This is a genomic window from Pseudomonas sp. p1(2021b) (genome assembly GCF_020151015.1).
In the GTDB taxonomy this organism is placed as follows: domain Bacteria; phylum Pseudomonadota; class Gammaproteobacteria; order Pseudomonadales; family Pseudomonadaceae; genus Aquipseudomonas; species Aquipseudomonas putida_K.
The window spans coordinates 4,515,128-4,533,042 of sequence record NZ_CP083746.1; the positions used below are offsets into that span (position 1 = coordinate 4,515,128).

The following is a 17,915-nucleotide window of genomic DNA, read 5'->3' on the forward strand; positions in this document are numbered from 1 at the left end:
GTCCGGCGGCATGAAAAACCGGCGGTCGAACACGACACAGAATTTCAGGGCGGTAAACGCGGACTCTATAACAGCGGGCTTGCCCCGCGATGAGCTGCAGCGCGCCCCAACATGGCGGATCAACAACAGATGGCACCCTGGCTGACAATAGTGGGCATCGGCGAAGACGGCTTCAGCGGCTTGGGCAAGCAGGCCCGGCGCGCCGTGCTGGGTGCCCCACGGATCTTTGGCAGCCCGCGCCAGCTGGCGCTCCTGCCTCGCTGCGTGGCCGGCGAACGCCTGAACTGGCCGAGCCCGTTCTCCCTGGCCCCGGTCCTGGCCCTGCGTGGCGAGCCGGTGTGCGTGCTGGCCAGCGGCGACCCGATGTTCTACGGCGTCGGTGCCAGCCTCGCCCGCCACCTACCCGCCGAAGAACTGTTGGTGCTGCCGATGCCATCGTCCTGCGCCCTGGCCGCCGCCCACCTGGGCTGGGCGTTGCAGGACGTGCAGGTGGTGTCGCTCGTCGCCCGCCCCCTGGCCGCGCTCAATGCCCACCTCTACAGCGGGCTGCGCCTGCTGGTGCTGAGCAACGACGGCGACAGCCCGGCAGCCATTGCCCGGCTGCTTTGCGAGCGTGGCTTCGGCCCCAGCCGGCTGCAGGTCCTCGAACACCTGGGCGGCCCCCAGGCACGCCAGTTGTCCGGCAGCGCAGAAGACTGGCCCCACGGCCGGGCCGCAGACCTGAACCTGGTGGCCATCGAATGCCAGGCCTCGGCCGCCACCCTGCAGCTATCGCCCGTTGTCGGCCTGCCCGATAACGCCTTTCGCCATGACGGCCAGTTGACCAAGCGCGACGTGCGCGCCATCACCCTCGCCCGCCTGGCCCCTCGCCCTGGTGAGCTGCTGTGGGACGTGGGCGCCGGCTGCGGCTCGATCGGCATCGAGTGGATGCGCGCCCACCCCAGTTGCCGCGCCCTGGCCATCGAGGCCGACCAAGGGCGCCAGGCGCATATCGAGCATAACCGCGACGCCCTCGGCGTACCCGGTTTGCAACTGGTCCGCGGCAAGGCCCCCGAAGCGCTCGCCGGGCTGGAGCGCCCCGATGCGGTCTTCATCGGTGGCGGCGTCACTGGCGATGGCGTACTGGCGACGTGCTGGGAGCGGCTGCGCCCCGGCGGCCGTCTGGTGGCCAATGCCGTGACCCTGCAGAGCGAACTGGCCCTGGCCACGTTCCGCGACACCCATGGCGGCGAGCTGACCCGTATCCATGTGGCCCATGCCCAGCCCCTGGGCAGCTTCGACACCTGGCGCCAGGCCCTGCCGATCACCCTGCTCGACGTGGTGAAGCCTCTCGATGCGTGAAGAAACCCGCGAGAAAGCCGCCCCCCTGCGCAGCGGCCTGACCACCGGCAGCTGCGCCACGGCCACCAGCCTGGCGGCGGCAAGCCTGCTGCTCACCGGCGAACCTGCCGATGCCGTGGAGATCACCTTGCCCAAGGGCAAGCAGGTGCAGATGCGCCTGGAATTCTGCCGCCTCATCGCCGAAGGCGCCGAGGCCGGCACGTTGAAGGATGCCGGCGATGACCCCGACGTGACCCACGGCGCCCTGCTCTACAGCCAGGTACGCCTGCTCGATACGCCGGGCGTACGCTTCGTCGCCGGCGTGGGCGTGGGCACGGTCACCCGCCCCGGGCTGGTGCTGGCGGTGGGCGAGCCGGCCATCAACCCGGTGCCACGGCGCATGATCAGCGAGCACCTGCAGCGCCTGGCGGATGAATGCGGCCATGAAGGTGGGTTCGAGGTGACCGTCAATGTGCGCGACGGCCAACAACTCGCTCTCAAGACCATGAACCCCCGCCTGGGCATCCTCGGCGGGCTGTCGATCCTTGGCACCAGTGGCATCGTCCGGCCATTTTCCTGCTCGGCCTACATCGCCTCGATCCAGCAAGGCATCGACGTCGCCCACACCAACGGCTACACCCACATCGCCGCCTGCACCGGCAACGCCAGCGAAGACACCATGCGCCAGCTCTACGGCCTGCCGGAAATCGCCCTGATCGAGATGGGCGACTTCGTCGGCGCCGTGCTCAAGCATCTGCGCAAGGTACCGGTGCCGCGCCTGACCCTGTGTGGCGGCTTCGGCAAGATCAGCAAGCTCGCCGCCGGGCACATGGACCTGCACAGCCGCAGTTCGAGCATCGACCTGCCGCAACTGGCGCGCTGGGCTGCCGATATCGGCGCGGACTCAACGCTACAGGCGGCCATCATCGACGCCAACACCAGCCAGCAGGCCCTGGCCCTGGCCCACACGGCGGGCATCGCCCTGGGCGATGCAGTGTGCGCCCATGCCCTGGCCTTCGCCCGCAGCGTGGTGCCGGCCCAGGTGCAGGTCGAGGTGTTCGCCATCGATCGCCAAGGTGGCATCGTCGGCAGGGCGGGCGTGCAATGAGCATGCGTATCCTGCTGCTTGGCGGTGTCACCGAAGCCCTGGCCATCGCCCGCCAGTTGGGGCCTGAACATGTCTACAGCCTCGCCGGCATCGGCCGCGTACCCCAGGACCTCGCCTGCCAGGTGCGCGTGGGCGGCTATGGCGGCGCCGATGGCCTGGCCACCTACCTGCGCGAAGAACGCATCGGCCTGCTGATCGACGCCACTCACCCGTATGCGGCGCAAATCAGCGCCAACGCAGCCCAGGCCGCCGCCACCGTCGGTATCCCCTGCTGGGCCCTGCGCCGCCCGGCCTGGCAGCCCCAGGCGGGCGATGACTGGCGCGAGGTGGACGGCTGGGCCGAACTGATCGACGCCCTCGCCCCCTTCGAGCGGCCCTTGTTCACCCTCGGTCGCGAACCCTTGCAGCACCTGCATGAAATCCCTGCCCACCAATTCTGGACGCTGCGCGCCCTCGAGGCCTGCCCCGGCAACGAGCGCTGTGAGGTGATCGGCGCACGCGGGCCGTTCCACCTCGCGGACGAGCGCGCCTTGTTCGCCCGGCGGCGAATCGATGTACTGGTGAGCAAGAACAGCGGCAGCACCGCCACCGAGCCCAAGCTCGAGGTGGCCCGGGAGCTGGGGGTGCCGGTACTGGTGCTCAAGCGGCCGATATTGCCCAAAGTCGACCGGGAGTATGAAGAGGTACGCTTGCTTCTGAACGCCATTGCCGACCTCGGCCTCGACGCAAGCCAGGACTTCATGGCCAACCGCGACCAACCTGCCGACCAGGAGCGCGAAGGGTTCTGATGGAAGTTCTGGAGTATGACAACTATGCTGCGGCTCACACAGGTCAACTACGAGCGGAACTTGCATGTGAAGGTCGCCCCATCGGGCCCTACGACCAGATGATCGCGGGCCACGCCAGAGCGCGCGGCCTGGTACTGGTCACCCACAACCAGCGAAAATTCCTTCGTGTACCGGGGTTACGTGTAGAAGACTGGCTGTCTTCGGCCCGTTGACCTGTCAGGTATTTCGGCGGGCATCGCTCAAAGCGCCAGCTTTTACAGGGACCACCTTGAGAAAGCCCCTACACCCAACCCTCACCCATGGTGCGACACTTCATCGCACCCGGGCATTTTTACCTATACTCGCCCTTACAATAGCCATCTGATTCCTGACCGGATCTCTCCCATGACCCCACGTCGGCACATTGCGTGGATAGCCTGCCTGGCAGTGCTGTTCAACCTGCTGGCCATGCCGCTGTCGTCGGCCGCGCCCAAAGGGCCGGTCGAGCAGCTGCTTTGGGGTGCCTTCTGTTCGAGCATGGCGAACAAGAGCAAGGTCGATGTCCAGGCCCTGGCCAAGATCGACCTGGGGCCGCAGAGTGACGACAGCGCCAGCATGATGAATTGCTGGTGCTGCTCCGGCGCCGCGCCCCTGCTCGCATTGCCCGGCTACCCTGCACAGCTGCATAACCCGCCACTGGTGCAGGCCGGCTTCGTAGCGCCTCTTGCCGACTACCGACCCACGCCGCGCCAGCTATGGCCGGCGCTCAATCCCCGCGCGTCCCCCCTGGCCTGAGTTCACCCCGCTGTCTGCCTGAACCTGTACAGATCGGAGACTCACCATGCTCAAGCACGCCCTCGTCCTGGCCGCCCTGATGCTGCCCGGCGCTTTCGCCAACGCCCATGAATACACCGTGGGTGACCTGCATATCGCCCACCCCTGGTCCCTGGCGCTGCCACCCAATGCGCCCAACGTCGCGGCCTATTTTGTCGTGCACAACAACGGCCAGGAGGACGACCGCCTGCTCTCGGTGGACAGCCCCATCACCGACGACGCCCAGTTGCACGAGCACGCCAGGACTGCCGATGGCCTGATGAAAATGCAGCAGGTGCCCAGCGTGCTGGTACCGGCGGGCAAGGACTTGACCTTCGCCCCCAGCGCCTACCACGTGATGCTGATGCAGCCCAAGGACCGCAGCCTGCTCAGCGACGGCAAGCGCTTCCCGCTGACCCTGCACTTCGAGAAAGCCGGCGACGTCACCGTCGAGGTGGCCGTGCAGCAGCAACCGCCCGCCGAGCAGCAAGGGCACGCGCATAATCATTGATCGTTGACGAGCACTCGCCATGAGCCTGCCGCGCAACCGGTTCGCCCGCACCTCCCGCCCTGACCGCAGGCGCTTGGGGGGTGGCTGGCTGAGCCTGTTCGCCATGTGGATGATTTTCATCGGCCCACTGATTTCCCAGTCGATGCCGATGGATCACCACGCCGGCATGAGCATGCCGATGGACATGCCGATGGCCGCTGCCCATCAGCATGGCGGCGACACACATCACGGCAAAGGCAACGACGGCCAGCTGCATGTGATGTGGGAAAAATGCGGCTATTGCAGCCTGCTGTTCAACTACCCCGCCCTACCGCAAACCCTTGGCCCGCTGAGCGTCGCCAGCGCAGCGCCCTCCAACCCCATCTTTGCCCCCACGCGCCAGGGCCATGCCCGCCAGGCCGTGTTCCCCGGTGCGCGCAGCCGCGCGCCGCCCCTTTCGACCAGCGTCTGAAACCACCGTTATCGCACGGAGCCAGGAGGCTTCGCGCTGACTCATGACTGATCGACTGGAATCACTATGTCCGGCTGCACCCCTGTTTTTACCCCCGCCGTATGCGGGACCCTCGCCGCACTGTGCGGCTCACTGCTCGCGCCCATGACCTTGGCCGCCGATACCGGCCATGAAGGCCATGAGGCCGAACTGACCCCGACGGTCATCACCGCCGTTGCGCCAAGCTCGCCGCTGACTGTCGTCACCAACCCGAAAGACCCGCGCCAACCGGTGCCGGCCAGCGATGGTGCCGATTACCTCAAGACCATCCCCGGCTTCTCGGCGATTCGCTCTGGCGGCACCAACGGCGACCCCGTGCTGCGTGGCATGTTCGGCTCACGCCTGAATATCCTCACCAACGGCGGCGTGATGCTGGGCGCCTGCCCCAACCGAATGGACGCGCCGACCTCCTACATTTCGCCGGAAACCTACGACCGCCTGACAGTGATCAAGGGCCCGCAAAGCGTGATCTGGGGCCCAGGCGGTTCGGCCGGGACCATCCTCTTCGAGCGTGAGCCGGAAAAATTCGGCGAGCTCGGCAGCCGCGTCAACGCCAGCCTGCTGGCCGGTTCCCATGGCCGCTTCGACAAGGTGCTCGATGCCGCTGCCGGCACCCGCCAGGGCTACGCCCGCTTCGTCGGCAATCAGTCGCGAGCCGATGACTACGACGACGGTAACGGTGACACCGTGCCCTCACGCTGGGACAAGTGGAACGGCGACGTCACCCTCGGCTGGACACCAGACCAGGACACCCTGCTGGAACTCACCGCCGGCAAGGGCGATGGCGAGGCCCGCTACGCCGGGCGCGGCATGGACGGCTCGCAGTTCAAGCGCGAGAGCCTGGGCCTGCGTTTCGAGAAATCCAACCTGGGCGACGTGCTCGACAAGGTCGAGGCACAGGTCTACTACAACTATGCCGATCATGTGATGGACAACTACAGCCTGCGCACGCCGGGCATGATGGCGATGGTCAGCAACGTCGACCGTCGCACGATGGGCGCACGCGTCAAGGCCACCTGGCGCTGGGCCGATGTGCAGTTGGTTTCCGGTATCGATGCGCAGACCAACGAACACCGCAAGCGCGGAGGCATGGCGGTGGACGCACACAAGGGCCAGCCCTGGACCAAGGACGCCGACTTCCACAACTACGGGCTGTTCAGCGAGCTGACCTGGTACGCCACCGGTGAAGATCGCCTGGTCACCGGGGCGCGCCTCGATCGCGCCTCGGCCCGCGATTTTCGCAAGAAGAGCCCCACCGAAGGGGACACCCGCGCCGACACCCTGCCCAGCGGTTTCGTGCGCTACGAGCATGACCTGGCTGCGCTTGCGGCCACCACCTACATCGGCCTTGGTCATGCCCAACGCTTCCCAGACTACTGGGAGCTGTTCTCGCCCACCCTGCCACCCAATGGTTCAGCGAACGCCTTCGATGGCATCAAGCCCGAAAAGACCACTCAGCTCGACGTCGGCATCCAGTACCACGATGAACGCATGGAGGCCTGGGCTTCGGGTTACATCGGGCAGGTTCGCGACTACATCCTGTTCGACTACGTACCAGGCAGCGGCGGCATGGGTAGCAAACTCGTATCCCAGGCGCAGAACATCGACGCCCGCATCATGGGCGGCGAACTCGGCGCGGCCTACAAGCTGAACGAAAACTGGAAAGCCGATGCTACCGTGGCCTACGCCTGGGGCAAGAACAGCAGTGACGGCAAGGCCCTGCCGCAGATGCCGCCATTGGAAAGCCGCCTCGGCCTGACCTACAGCCGCGACACCTGGAGCGTCGGCGCCCTGTGGCGCCTGGTGGCAGCGCAGAACCGCATCGCCGAGAACCAGGGCAATGTGGTCGGCAAGGACTACGAGAAGAGCGCAGGCTTCGGCGTGTTCTCGTTCAACGGCGCCTACAAGGTGAACCGCAACCTCAAGCTCAGCGCAGGCGTCGACAACCTGTTCGACAAGGCCTACGCCGAGCACTTGAACCTGGCCGGGAACGCCGGGTTCGGCTACCCGGCCAGCGACCCGCAGCCGGTGCTGGAGCCCGGCAGGACCTTCTGGACCAAGGTCGACATCAGCTTCTGACAACAACGACCCAGGCGCGGCCTTCGCCGCGCCTGACCGGTCACTCGGGAGGTTCACATGAGCGAAAAACGCATCTCCTTCTACAACCTGGCCTGGCGCTGGCATTTCTATGCCGGGCTGTTCGTCGCACCCTTCATGATCCTGCTGGCGATCACCGGGATCATCTACCTGTTCAAGCCCCAGCTCGACCCGCTGCTGTACCGCGACCTGATGGTGGTCGAGGCCGGCCACCACCGGCAGGACGCTGACACGCTCCTGGCCGAGGTACGCCGGGTTTATCCACAGGGGCATGTGGGCCAGTACCTGCCGCCGGTCAGTGCCGAGCGCAGCGCGCAGTTCGTGGTGCATGACGGCGGGCGCGAACTGAACGTGTTCATCGACCCGTACAGCGCCAAGGTACTCGGCGAGCAGGACGGCAAGAACAACCTGCAGGCAGTGGCCAGGGCCCTGCACGGTGAGCTGATGGTCGGCACCGTCGGTGATCGGCTGGTGGAACTGGCCGCCGGCTGGGGCATCGTGCTGGTGGTGTCCGGCCTGTACCTGTGGTGGCCACGCGGGCGCAGCAGTGCTGGCGTGTTGTGGCCACGGCTGTCGGCACGCGGCAGGGTGCTGTGGCGCGACCTGCATGCGGTCACGGGGTTCTGGGGCTCGCTCCTGCTGCTGTTGATGCTGCTCAGCGGCATGACCTGGACGGGCCTGTGGGGCAAGCAGTACGCCGACCTGTGGAATCGCTTCCCGGCGGCCATGTGGAACGACGTGCCCAAGTCCGACCAGCAGGCCCGAGAGCTGAACAATGCGCATCGCCAGACCGTGCCCTGGGCCGTGGAGAATACGCCGATGCCGGTGTCCGGCGCTCATGCCGAGCATGCGGGCCACCACGCCATGGCCAGTGGCCCCGCGGCGCCCCAGGTGACCTTGCAACAGGTCGAGGACGTGGCCACCGCGCGCAAGGTCGAGCCAGGCTACAGCATCACCCTGCCGACCACCGCCGAAGGCGTGTTCACCATCGCGGTGTTCGCCGACGACCCTCGCAATGACGCCACCCTGCACGTGGACCAATACACCGGCCGGGTGCTGGCCGATGTGCGCTGGCAGGACTACAGCCCGATCGCCCGCGCTACCGAGCTTGGGGTAATGTTGCACGAAGGGAAGATGTTCGGGCCGCTCAACCAGCTCATCATCCTGCTGGTGTGCCTGATGATCCTGCTGGGTTCGGTCAGCGGCCTGGTGATGTGGTGGAAACGCCGGCCCGATGGCGGCCTGGGCGTACCACCGCTGCGCCATGACCTGCCACGCTGGAAGACCGCCACAGCGGTGATGCTGGTGCTGGGTGTCGCGTTCCCGCTGGTGGGAGTGTCGATGCTGGTGATGTGGGCAGTCGATAGCCTGGTGGTGCGCCGCAAGGTGCTCGCCAGGGCGTGACGCCATAGGGGCCGCGGTGCGGCCCTTTCGCGGCACAAGGCCGCTCCTACAAAAGAGCCGTGCCCCTGTAGGAGCGGCCGCGGTGCCGCGAAAAGGCTGCACAGTAGCCCCTCTTGCATCCGCTCTGCCCCGGCAAAATGGAATCGATCTGTCACGCCACGATCTGGAACGCGCGTGTTAGCCTACCTGGCTTTCCCACAAGAAGACCGATCTCAATGGAATGCAGCCCATGACCCGGACCTCCCCCACACCGGCAGACGACACCCACCTGCAACGTAACCTCACCAACCGCCATATCCAGCTGATCGCCATCGGCGGCGCCATCGGTACCGGCCTGTTCATGGGCTCGGGCAAGACCATCAGCCTGGCGGGCCCGTCGATCATCTTCGTCTACATGATCATCGGCTTCATGCTGTTCTTCGTCATGCGCGCCATGGGCGAACTGCTGCTGTCGAACCTCAACTACAAGTCCTTCATCGATTTCTCCGCCGACCTGTTGGGCCCCTGGGCCGGTTATTTCACCGGCTGGACCTACTGGTTCTGCTGGGTCATCACCGGCATCGCCGACGTGATCGCCATCGCCGCCTACTCGCAGTTCTGGTTCCCCGACCTGCCCCAGTGGATACCGGCGCTCACTTGCGTGGCGGTACTGCTGTCGCTGAACCTGATCACCGTGAAGATGTTCGGCGAGATCGAGTTCTGGTTCGCCATGATCAAGATCGTCGCCATCCTGGGCCTGGTCGCAACAGGCCTGTACATGGTGATCACCGGCTTCGAGTCGCCCGCCGGGCGCACGGCGCAGTTGGCCAACCTGTGGAACGATGGCGGCATGTTCCCCAACGGCGTGATGGGCTTCTTCGCAGGTTTCCAGATCGCCGTGTTCGCCTTCGTCGGCATCGAACTGGTAGGCACCACGGCCGCCGAGGCGAAGAACCCCGAACGCACCCTGCCACGGGCGATCAACTCCATCCCCGTGCGCATCATCGTGTTCTACGTGCTGGCCTTGATCGCCATCATGGCAGTCACTCCGTGGCGCGACGTGGTGCCGGGCAAGAGCCCGTTCGTCGAACTGTTCGTCCTGGCCGGCCTGCCAGCGGCGGCGAGCATCATCAACTTCGTCGTGCTGACCTCGGCGGCGTCCTCGGCCAACAGCGGCGTGTTTTCCACCAGCCGCATGCTCTACGGCCTGTCCCAGGAGGGCGACGCGCCCAAGGCCTTCGAGAAGTTGTCGCGGCGGGCCGTGCCGGCCAACGGGCTGTATTTCTCCTGCACCTGCCTGCTGCTCGGTGCCGTGCTGATCTATGTGATCCCCGACCTGGTGGAGGCCTTCACCTTGGTCACCACGGTTTCGGCGCTGCTGTTCATGTTCGTCTGGACGCTGATCCTGCTGTCGTACCTGAGCTATCGCCGACGGCGCGCGGCGCTGCATGAGAAGTCGACCTACAAGATGCCGGGAGGGCGTTTGATGTGCTACGTATGCCTGGCCTTCTTCGCCGCGATCCTTTTGCTGTTGAGTCTGGAAGCGGATACGCGCTCGGCGCTGATGGTAACCCCGCTGTGGTTCGTGGTCCTGGCGGTGACCTATCAGTTCGTGCGCAGCAAGCGCCAGCCACAGGCTGCATTGCGCGACGACTGAGGCGTTGGGGGCCGCGGTGGCGGCCCCAATGCTGTGCTCGTGTCTTCGCCAGGCACCATCCTGGCCCACATCGATGCCCCGATACCTCGCACACCCTGTCTATTTCGCGCTCTCCGCCGTTCGGCACACCCCTTGCAATACCCCTTCTCGCTTGGCCCCCCTAAGACCTCAGCGGAGAGAGCACATGAAGCGTCGCAGTCTGATCAAGGCCTTTACCCTCAGCGCATCGATCGCGGCGATGGGCCTGAGCTGGAGCATCCAGGCCGCCGAAACCATCAAGGTCGGTATCCTCCACTCGCTGTCCGGGACCATGGCCATCTCCGAGACCTCGCTCAAGGACATGGCGCTGATGACCATCGACGAAATCAACGCCAACGGTGGGGTGAACGGCAAACTGCTCGAGCCCGTGGTGGTGGACCCGGCGTCCAACTGGCCGCTGTTCGCCGAAAAGAGCCGCCAGTTGCTCAGCCAAGACAAGGTCGCCGTGGTGTTCGGTTGCTGGACCTCGGTGTCGCGCAAGTCGGTGTTGCCGGTGTTCGAAGAGCTCAATGGCTTGCTGTTCTACCCAGTGCAGTACGAAGGCGAAGAACTGTCGCCCAACGTGTTCTACACAGGTGCGGCGCCTAACCAGCAGGCCATCCCGGCGGTGCAATACCTGATGAGCGAAGATGGCGGCGCTGCCACGCGCTTCTTCCTGCTCGGCACCGACTATGTCTACCCGCGCACCACCAACAAGATCCTGCGCGCCTTCCTGCACAGCAAGGGCGTGGCCGACAAGGACATCGAGGAGGTCTACACACCGTTCGGCCACAGCGACTACCAGACCATCGTCGCCAACATCAAGAAATTCTCCGCCGGTGGCAAGACTGCGGTCATCTCCACCGTCAATGGCGATTCCAACGTACCGTTCTACAAGGAGCTGGCCAACCAGGGCCTGAAGGCCACCGACGTGCCGGTGGTCGCGTTCTCGGTAGGCGAGGAGGAACTGCGCGGTATCGACACCAAACCGCTGGTGGGCCACCTGGCCGCATGGAACTACTTCGAGTCGGTGGATAACCCGGTCAACCAGAAGTTCGTCGCCGACTGGAAGGCCTACGCCAAGGCCAAGAAGCTGCCCGGGGCCGACAAGGCGGTGACCAACGACCCGATGGAAGCCACCTATGTAGGCATCCACATGTGGGCCCAGGCCGCCGAAAAGGCCAAGTCCACCGACGTCGACAAGGTCCGCGAGGCGTTGGCCGGGCAAACCTTCCAGGCGCCGTCCGGCTACACCCTGACCATGGACAAGACCAACCATCACCTGCACAAGCCGGTGATGATCGGCGAAATCCAGGACGACGGGCAGTTCAGCGTGGTGTGGGAGACCGAGCAGCCGTTGCGGGCGCAGCCGTGGAGCCCGTTCATTCCAGGCAATGACAAGCGCCCTGACTATGCGGTGAAGGGCAACTGACGCTATCGCGGAGCAAGCCCACGCCTACACGGCTCTTGCTGCACCTGTAGGGGCGGGCTTTCGCGATGAATCCACTGCCGATTCCAGGATGGCCCGCATGCTCAGATGCTTGCTCACTCTATTCTTGCTGCTGCCGCTGGCCACCCAAGCCAGCGAAGGCGAATTCTTCCTTGCCGCCAAGCCCGCCGAGCAGGCGCACCTGCTCCAAACCTGGGCCGCGCAGCCCGATGCCGCGCGCTTGCCGTTGCTGGAAAACCTGCACCAAGGCCGTATCGCTGAAAACGACGCGCGCAAGGTGCGCCTGAACAACCGCCTGCGCAGCCTGATCGACAACGCCCTGGCCAGCCATCGATTGCTCAGCGACCAGGTCAGCATCCGCCTGGCCGCAGCCCAGCAACTGCAAAAATCCGCGCAACCGGCGCAGATGGCCTTCCTCGACCGGCGCTTCGCCAGCGAGCCGGATGCCGCGGTGCATGCAGCCCTGGGCCTGGCCCTGGCCAACCTGCAACTCGGTGCCGAAGACCCCGCCGTACGCCTGGCCGCCGTACGCCTGCTCGGCGAAACCGGCGACCCGCTCGCCCGCCCCCGTCTGGAGGCGCTGTTGCAACCGGACGCCGAAAGCAACGCTGCAGTGCGCACTGCCGCCGCCACCAGCCTCGCCCAAGTCCAACGCAAACTGCTGTTTGGCGAACTGCTCGGGCAAGCCTTCAGCGGCCTGTCGCTGGGTTCGATCCTGCTGCTCGCAGCCTTGGGCCTGGCGATCACCTTCGGCCTGCTGGGCGTGATCAACATGGCTCATGGCGAGATGCTCATGCTCGGTGCCTACAGCACCTACATGGTCCAGGTGATGGTGCAACGCTACGCCCCGGGCGCCCTGGAGCTGTACCCGTTGATCGCCCTGCCGGTGGCCTTCGTGGTCAGCGCCGGGGTCGGCATGGCCCTGGAACGCACGGTGATCCGCCACTTGTATGGCCGCCCGCTGGAGACCCTCCTGGCGACGTGGGGTATCAGCCTGATCCTGATCCAGGCCATCCGTCTGCTGTTTGGCGCGCAGAACGTCGAGGTGAGCAACCCGGCATGGCTGTCCGGTGGAATCCAGGTACTGCCCAACCTGGTGCTGCCCTACAACCGCCTGGTGATCATCGTCTTCGCCCTGGCCGTGGTACTGCTCACCTGGCTGTTGCTCAACCGCACACGCCTGGGCCTGAACGTGCGCGCGGTGACGCAGAACCGCAACATGGCGGCCTGCTGCGGGGTTTGCACCGGGCGCATCGACATGCTCGCCTTCGGCCTCGGCTCCGGCATCGCAGGCCTGGGCGGGGTCGCTCTGAGCCAGATCGGCAACGTCGGCCCCGACCTTGGCCAGAACTACATCATCGACTCGTTCCTGGTGGTGGTGCTCGGGGGCGTCGGCCAACTGGCGGGCAGCCTCTGGGCCGCGTTCGGCCTGGGCATCGCCAACAAGCTGCTGGAGCCGCAGATCGGTGCGGTGCTAGGCAAGATCCTCATCCTTGCGCTGGTCATTCTGTTCATCCAGAAACGCCCGCAAGGCCTGTTCGCCCTCAAGGGACGGGTAATCGACTGATGAACCAGCCTCTGCTTGTCACTGCCTCGCAAAAGGCCGGGCCACGCGCCTCCCTGACCATCGGCACCCTCGTCGTCCTGGTGCTGCTGGCCATGCCGCTGCTGTCGCTGCTGCCCGACGGCCATGCGCTGCAGGTCTCGACCTACACCCTGACGCTGGTGGGCAAGATCCTCTGCTATGCCATCGTCGCCCTGGCCCTGGACCTGGTATGGGGCTACGCCGGGTTGCTGTCGCTCGGCCATGGCCTGTTCTTCGCCCTCGGCGGCTACGCCATGGGCATGTACCTGATGCGCCAGGCGGCCGGTGACGGTCTGCCAGGCTTCATGACCTTCCTGTCGTGGAACGAGCTGCCTTGGTACTGGGCCGGTACCCAGCATTTCGCCTGGGCGCTGTGCCTGGTGGTGCTGGCGCCGGGGCTGCTGGCCCTGGTGTTCGGCTTCTTCGCCTTCCGGTCACGGATCAAGGGTGTGTACTTCTCGATCATGACCCAGGCACTGACCTTTGCCGGCATGCTGCTGTTCTTCCGCAACGAGACTGGCCTGGGCGGCAATAACGGCTTCACCAGTTTTCGCACCATCCTGGGCTTCGACATCGCAGCCCAGGGCACCCGCGCCGTGCTGTTCCTACTCACTGTCGGCCTGCTGCTGGCAAGCCTGTACCTGTGCTGGTGCCTGACCCGCAGCAAGTTCGGGCGGCTGCTCATCGCCCTGCGTGACGCCGAGAACCGCCTGATGTTCTGCGGCTACGACCCGCGCGGCTTCAAGCTGTTGGTGTGGGTGTTGAGCGCGGTGCTGTGTGGCCTGGCCGGCGCGCTGTACGTGCCCCAGGTGGGCATCATCAACCCCAGTGAAATGTCGCCGACCCATTCCATCGAAGCGGCCGTGTGGGTGGCCCTGGGCGGGCGCGGTACGCTGATCGGCCCGCTGCTCGGCGCTGGGCTGGTCAACGGCATGAAGAGCTGGCTCACCATGGCGTTCCCAGAATTCTGGCTGTTCTTCCTCGGCGCGCTGTTCATCCTCGTCACCCTTTACCTGCCCAGGGGGGTGATGGGCCTGCTGAAGAAAAGGAGCGCCCCATGAAAGGCATCCCCCCAGTGCATCCTGAATTCATGCTCGAACCGGTGTTCGATAACCTTGGGGCTGGTCGCGATGCCATCGGCCTCGGCCAAACCCGCAAGGAAGGGCTCGACACCCGCCACGGCACGGTGCTGAGCCTGGAAGACATCAGCGTCAGTTTCGACGGCTTCAAGGCGCTCGACGCGCTGACCCTGTACATCGGCGTGGGCGAGCTGCGCTGCATCATCGGCCCCAACGGTGCAGGAAAGACCACGATGATGGACGTGATCACCGGCAAGACCCGGCCCGACAGCGGCAGCGCGTTCTTCGGTGACACCCTCGACCTGGCACGCATGAGCGAATATCAGATCGCCCAGGCCGGGATCGGCCGCAAGTTCCAGAAGCCCACGGTATTCGAGGCGCTGAGCGTATTCGAGAACCTGGAGCTGGCCTTGAAGACGGACAAGTCCGTATGGGCCAGCCTCGCCTCCCGCCTTGACGGTGAGCAGCGCCAGCGCATCGAGGAAGTGCTGCAGACCCTGCGCCTGCTGCCGCTGGCCGGGCGCCGGGCGGGGCTACTGTCCCATGGCCAGAAGCAATTTCTGGAGATCGGCATGCTGCTGGTGCAGGAGCCGCAACTGCTGTTGCTCGACGAACCCGTGGCGGGCATGACCGATGCCGAGACCGAGTTCACCGCCGAGCTGTTCAAGAACCTGGCTGGCAAGCATTCGCTAATGGTGGTGGAACATGACATGGGCTTCGTCGGCAGCATCGCCGACCACGTCACCGTGCTGCACCAGGGCAGCGTGCTTGCAGAAGGCTCTCTGGAGCAGGTGCAGGCCGATGAGCGGGTGGTCGAGGTCTACCTCGGCCGATGATCTTTCCCCGCTGTGTTTATCCGCGAAGCGCCGGCGAAGACCGAGCGGGCCTACCAGGGAACCCAACATGCTCAAGATCGACTCATTGCATCAGTACTACGGCGCAAGCCACATCCTGCGCGGCCTGTCCTTCGAGGCCAAGGTCGGCGAAATCACCTGTCTGCTGGGCCGCAACGGCGTGGGCAAGACCACCCTGCTGCGTTGCCTGATGGGTCTGGTGCCTGCACGCGAGGGCAGCGTCGAGTGGGAAGGCAGGCCGATCACCGCGCTCAAACCCCAGCAACGCGTGCAAGCAGGCATCGCTTATGTACCCCAGGGGCGCGAGATCTTCGCGCGCCTGAGCGTCGAGGAAAACCTGCTCATGGGCCTGTCGCGCTTCCCCGCCCGCGAGGCGCGTCGGGTGCCGGCCTTCATCTATGAGTTGTTCCCGGTGCTCGAGCAGATGAAGCAGCGCCGTGGCGGCGATCTTTCCGGCGGTCAGCAACAACAGCTGGCCATCGGCCGGGCGCTGGCCAGCCGCCCGCGCCTGCTGATTCTCGACGAACCCACCGAGGGCATCCAACCGTCGGTGATCAAGGAGATCGGTGCGGTGATCCGCAAGCTGGCCGACCGCGGCGACATGGCAATCCTGCTGGTCGAGCAGTTCTACGATTTCGCCGAGGCGCTGGCCGACCAGTATCTGGTGATGGCCCGCGGCGAGATCATCCAGCGCGGTCGCGGAGAAAAGATGCAAGCCGAGGGTGTGCGCGGCCTGGTTACCATTTAATCTGGGCCAAACTCCTTGCGTGAGGCTGTCATGAGTCACCTGATCCGCGATGCCCTGGCCGACGATCTGGCCGGGATCCTCGACATCTACAACGATGCCGTGCGCAACACCACGGCGATCTGGAACGAAACCCCGGTAGACCTTGCCAACCGCCAGGCCTGGTTCGCCGCACGAGCCGAGCAGGGCTACCCGATCCTGGTGGCGGTGGATGACAGCGGGGTGCTGGGCTATGCCTCGTTCGGGGACTGGCGGCCGTTCGAAGGGTTTCGCCACACGGTCGAGCATTCGGTATACGTGCGCAGCGACCAGCGCGGTAAGGGCCTGGGGCCGGTGCTCATGGAGGCGTTGATCGAGCGCGCACGGGGGTGCGGCAAACACGTGATGGTCGCAGCGATCGAAAGCGGCAATGCGGCGTCGATCCGCCTGCACGAGCGGCTGGGCTTCGTGGTGACCGGGCAGATGCCGCAGGTGGGGGTGAAGTTCGGCCGCTGGCTGGACCTGACCTTCATGCAGCTGATGCTCGACCCGGGGGCCGAGCCAAGAGGCTGAAGGCCGGCCAATTCGGGTTTTGCACAACCTGTGGGAGCGGCGCAATCTCGGTGGTGGCGACGGCCTGCGATGAGCTGCAAAGCAGCCCCAAGCCCTCAAACGGTAGTCTTAAGGGGCCGCTTTGTGGCCCATCGCAGGCTCCGCCAGCTCCCACAAGGGACCAATCAAAGCAAGCTCACATATGAATGAACCGGCCCAACCGCTGGCGCAGCATGCTGTTTTCGCTGCGCAGCTGTTGCACCTCGTCCAGCAGCTCCAATGCCAGGGCCACCCCCTCCCATTCCAGCTCCAGCTCCTGATGCAGCTTCACCGCCCGCTTGGCCAGCAACGGCGCCTGGTCATCGAACAACCAGTCCTCTGGCGTTCGCCCCGACGGTTCAACGATGCCGTGTTCGACGATTTCGATCACGCAGTCGGCCGTGATATCGGCTTCCTGGCAGAGGGTTCGCATGTCCAGTTGAACGATCAGGGTGTTGCTCATGATCAACTACTCCATTGTGTCCTCGGATTGAACGCGGCTTTCTCGGAGAGCTTGGTCCAGAGTTCGCGCGTGGTGGCGTCCGACTGGCTGGGCATCACCACCTTGAGCTGGGCGTAGAGATCGCCCCGCTCGCCCTGCTTGTTCGCAAGGCCCATGCCCTTGACCCGCAGGCGCTGGCCGCTCTGGCTGTCGGGGCGGATGGTCAGGTTGATCTTGCCGGTCAGCGTCGGCACCGCCACCTTGGCACCCAGGGCCGCCTCCCACGGCGCCAAGGGCACGGTGATGATCAGGTCATGCCCTTCGACATCGAACAGCGGGTGCGGTGCCATGCGGATGGTCAGGAACAGGTCGCCATTGGCTCCGCCACCGATACCCGGGGCGCCCTGGCCTTTGAGGCGGATGCGCTCACCGTCCGTCACCCCGGCAGGGATCTTGACGTTCAGGGTCTTGGTGGTGAACCCGGTGCGCTGCCCGGCCGCGTTGGTCTGCGGAACCTGGAAGCTGATCTGCTTGGATTCCTTGCTCAGGGTTTCTTCAAGGAATATCGCCAGTTCCAGCTCCACGTCCTGCCCTCGCCTGCCCGCGCTGCGCTGCTGACCACGACCGAACGGGTTGCCGCCCCGGGCGCCGAAGATCGAACTGAAGAAATCGGAGAAGTCGCCGCCTTCGAAACCACCGCCGCCACCACGGCTTTCCCAGCCCGGCGGCGCCTGGAACGGCCTGCCGTGCTGGCCACCGTACTTGCGGATCTCGTCGAACTCAGCGCGTTTCTGGGCGTCGCCCAGCACTTCGTAGGCCTCGTTGGCCTCCTTGAATTTTTCCTCGGCGTCGCGTTCCTTGCTGACGTCGGGGTGATACTTGCGCGCGAGCTTGCGGTAGGCGGCCTTGATCGCCTTGTCATCCGCCGTCGGCTCCACGCCGAGTATCTTGTAATAGTCTTTGAAGTCCATCTAAGGCATCACCGTTGGAAATTTTTACGATGTTTCTGAAGATTGGGGTCAAGCA

Annotated in this window: 17 protein-coding genes and 1 pseudogene; 16 read left to right on the forward strand and 2 right to left on the reverse strand. The window is 65.3% G+C overall.

The genetic code is table 11. The features are described from left to right. Nucleotides 1-129: 129 nt before the first annotated feature. From cbiE to K8374_RS21080, 16 genes and pseudogenes are all read left to right on the forward strand, one after another. Nucleotides 130-1,341, forward strand: coding sequence for a precorrin-6y C5,15-methyltransferase (decarboxylating) subunit CbiE (cbiE, locus tag K8374_RS21005; protein WP_224459378.1), 1,212 nt, complete (start codon nucleotides 130-132; stop codon nucleotides 1,339-1,341). Continuing rightward, entirely contained in the window at nucleotides 1,334-2,428 is a 1,095-nt protein-coding gene (locus K8374_RS21010) for a cobalt-precorrin-5B (C(1))-methyltransferase (protein WP_224457051.1), read from the forward strand. Before cbiE ends, K8374_RS21010 begins: the two co-directional genes overlap by 8 nt. Continuing rightward, nucleotides 2,425-3,216 carry a cobalt-precorrin-6A reductase gene (locus tag K8374_RS21015; RefSeq protein ID WP_224457052.1) on the forward strand — a complete coding sequence of 264 codons (792 nt, stop codon included), beginning with the start codon at nucleotides 2,425-2,427 and terminating at the stop codon, nucleotides 3,214-3,216. The genes K8374_RS21010 and K8374_RS21015 overlap by 4 nt, the downstream gene beginning before the upstream one ends. Then, nucleotides 3,216-3,428: pseudogene (locus tag K8374_RS21020) on the forward strand (PIN domain-containing protein); the annotation flags it as partial. The gene K8374_RS21015 and the pseudogene K8374_RS21020, both read left to right, overlap by 1 nt. 172 nt (nucleotides 3,429-3,600) lie before the next feature. Continuing rightward, nucleotides 3,601-3,990 (forward strand): DUF2946 domain-containing protein, encoded by a 390-nt coding sequence (locus K8374_RS21025; RefSeq protein ID WP_224457053.1) that lies wholly within the window; start codon nucleotides 3,601-3,603, stop codon nucleotides 3,988-3,990. A 46-nt stretch (nucleotides 3,991-4,036) separates the two neighbouring features. Continuing rightward, nucleotides 4,037-4,519, forward strand: a complete 483-nt coding sequence (locus K8374_RS21030; protein ID WP_224457054.1) for a copper chaperone PCu(A)C — start codon at nucleotides 4,037-4,039, stop codon at nucleotides 4,517-4,519. 19 nt (nucleotides 4,520-4,538) lie between these two features. After that, complete coding sequence (locus K8374_RS21035; RefSeq protein WP_224457055.1) at nucleotides 4,539-4,970, forward strand: DUF2946 domain-containing protein; 432 nt, start codon at nucleotides 4,539-4,541, stop codon at nucleotides 4,968-4,970. A gap of 66 nt (nucleotides 4,971-5,036) precedes the next feature. Further along, on the forward strand, nucleotides 5,037-7,088 hold the full coding sequence (locus K8374_RS21040; RefSeq protein WP_224457056.1) for a TonB-dependent copper receptor: 2,052 nt from the start codon (nucleotides 5,037-5,039) through the stop codon (nucleotides 7,086-7,088). A gap of 57 nt (nucleotides 7,089-7,145) precedes the next feature. Beyond that, the gene (locus K8374_RS21045; RefSeq protein ID WP_224457057.1) at nucleotides 7,146-8,510 is read left to right on the forward strand and encodes a PepSY-associated TM helix domain-containing protein; all 1,365 of its coding nucleotides are present in this window, start codon (nucleotides 7,146-7,148) and stop codon (nucleotides 8,508-8,510) included. Nucleotides 8,511-8,739: 229 nt separating this feature from the next. Continuing rightward, nucleotides 8,740-10,146: a D-serine/D-alanine/glycine transporter gene (gene cycA, locus K8374_RS21050; RefSeq protein ID WP_224457058.1), complete on the forward strand. Its 1,407-nt coding sequence runs from the start codon at nucleotides 8,740-8,742 to the stop codon at nucleotides 10,144-10,146. A 184-nt stretch (nucleotides 10,147-10,330) separates the two neighbouring features. Beyond that, the gene (gene urtA, locus K8374_RS21055) at nucleotides 10,331-11,596 is read left to right on the forward strand and encodes an urea ABC transporter substrate-binding protein (protein WP_224457059.1); all 1,266 of its coding nucleotides are present in this window, start codon (nucleotides 10,331-10,333) and stop codon (nucleotides 11,594-11,596) included. Nucleotides 11,597-11,693: 97 nt separating this feature from the next. Then, nucleotides 11,694-13,181, forward strand: a complete 1,488-nt coding sequence (gene urtB, locus K8374_RS21060; RefSeq protein ID WP_224457060.1) for an urea ABC transporter permease subunit UrtB — start codon at nucleotides 11,694-11,696, stop codon at nucleotides 13,179-13,181. Then, nucleotides 13,181-14,260: an urea ABC transporter permease subunit UrtC gene (gene urtC, locus K8374_RS21065; protein ID WP_224457061.1), complete on the forward strand. Its 1,080-nt coding sequence runs from the start codon at nucleotides 13,181-13,183 to the stop codon at nucleotides 14,258-14,260. Before urtB ends, urtC begins: the two co-directional genes overlap by 1 nt. After that, nucleotides 14,257-15,114 carry an urea ABC transporter ATP-binding protein UrtD gene (gene urtD / locus K8374_RS21070; protein ID WP_224457062.1) on the forward strand — a complete coding sequence of 286 codons (858 nt, stop codon included), beginning with the start codon at nucleotides 14,257-14,259 and terminating at the stop codon, nucleotides 15,112-15,114. Before urtC ends, urtD begins: the two co-directional genes overlap by 4 nt. 67 nt (nucleotides 15,115-15,181) lie before the next feature. After that, nucleotides 15,182-15,880, forward strand: coding sequence for an urea ABC transporter ATP-binding subunit UrtE (gene urtE / locus K8374_RS21075; RefSeq protein WP_224457063.1), 699 nt, complete (start codon nucleotides 15,182-15,184; stop codon nucleotides 15,878-15,880). 30 nt (nucleotides 15,881-15,910) lie between these two features. Then, nucleotides 15,911-16,429, forward strand: coding sequence for a GNAT family N-acetyltransferase (locus K8374_RS21080; protein WP_224457064.1), 519 nt, complete (start codon nucleotides 15,911-15,913; stop codon nucleotides 16,427-16,429). Between the two features lie 175 nt (nucleotides 16,430-16,604). Here the strand turns inward: K8374_RS21080 and K8374_RS21085 are convergent, their stop codons facing one another. Beyond that, on the reverse strand, nucleotides 16,605-16,910 hold the full coding sequence (locus tag K8374_RS21085; RefSeq protein WP_084854275.1) for a chaperone modulator CbpM: 306 nt from the start codon (nucleotides 16,908-16,910) through the stop codon (nucleotides 16,605-16,607). 2 nt (nucleotides 16,911-16,912) lie between these two features. Beyond that, complete coding sequence (gene cbpA / locus K8374_RS21090) at nucleotides 16,913-17,860, reverse strand: curved DNA-binding protein (protein ID WP_084854273.1); 948 nt, start codon at nucleotides 17,858-17,860, stop codon at nucleotides 16,913-16,915. Nucleotides 17,861-17,915: the final 55 nt, after the last annotated feature.

Excerpts from the sequence above, each read along its gene's own strand:
- cbiE (WP_224459378.1), top strand. The coding sequence starts at position 130 with ATGGCACCCTGGCTGACAATAGTGGGCATCGGCGAAGACGGCTTCAGC.
- K8374_RS21010 (WP_224457051.1), top strand. The coding sequence starts at position 1,334 with ATGCGTGAAGAAACCCGCGAGAAAGCCGCCCCCCTGCGCAGCGGCCTG.
- K8374_RS21015 (WP_224457052.1), top strand. The coding sequence starts at position 2,425 with ATGAGCATGCGTATCCTGCTGCTTGGCGGTGTCACCGAAGCCCTGGCC.
- K8374_RS21025 (WP_224457053.1), top strand. The coding sequence starts at position 3,601 with ATGACCCCACGTCGGCACATTGCGTGGATAGCCTGCCTGGCAGTGCTG.
- K8374_RS21030 (WP_224457054.1), top strand. The coding sequence starts at position 4,037 with ATGCTCAAGCACGCCCTCGTCCTGGCCGCCCTGATGCTGCCCGGCGCT.
- K8374_RS21035 (WP_224457055.1), top strand. The coding sequence starts at position 4,539 with ATGAGCCTGCCGCGCAACCGGTTCGCCCGCACCTCCCGCCCTGACCGC.
- K8374_RS21040 (WP_224457056.1), top strand. The coding sequence starts at position 5,037 with ATGTCCGGCTGCACCCCTGTTTTTACCCCCGCCGTATGCGGGACCCTC.
- K8374_RS21045 (WP_224457057.1), top strand. The coding sequence starts at position 7,146 with ATGAGCGAAAAACGCATCTCCTTCTACAACCTGGCCTGGCGCTGGCAT.
- cycA (WP_224457058.1), top strand. The coding sequence starts at position 8,740 with ATGACCCGGACCTCCCCCACACCGGCAGACGACACCCACCTGCAACGT.
- urtA (WP_224457059.1), top strand. The coding sequence starts at position 10,331 with ATGAAGCGTCGCAGTCTGATCAAGGCCTTTACCCTCAGCGCATCGATC.
- urtB (WP_224457060.1), top strand. The coding sequence starts at position 11,694 with ATGCTCAGATGCTTGCTCACTCTATTCTTGCTGCTGCCGCTGGCCACC.
- urtC (WP_224457061.1), top strand. The coding sequence starts at position 13,181 with ATGAACCAGCCTCTGCTTGTCACTGCCTCGCAAAAGGCCGGGCCACGC.
- urtD (WP_224457062.1), top strand. The coding sequence starts at position 14,257 with ATGAAAGGCATCCCCCCAGTGCATCCTGAATTCATGCTCGAACCGGTG.
- urtE (WP_224457063.1), top strand. The coding sequence starts at position 15,182 with ATGCTCAAGATCGACTCATTGCATCAGTACTACGGCGCAAGCCACATC.
- K8374_RS21080 (WP_224457064.1), top strand. The coding sequence starts at position 15,911 with ATGAGTCACCTGATCCGCGATGCCCTGGCCGACGATCTGGCCGGGATC.
- K8374_RS21085 (WP_084854275.1), bottom strand. The coding sequence starts at position 16,910 with ATGAGCAACACCCTGATCGTTCAACTGGACATGCGAACCCTCTGCCAG.
- cbpA (WP_084854273.1), bottom strand. The coding sequence starts at position 17,860 with ATGGACTTCAAAGACTATTACAAGATACTCGGCGTGGAGCCGACGGCG.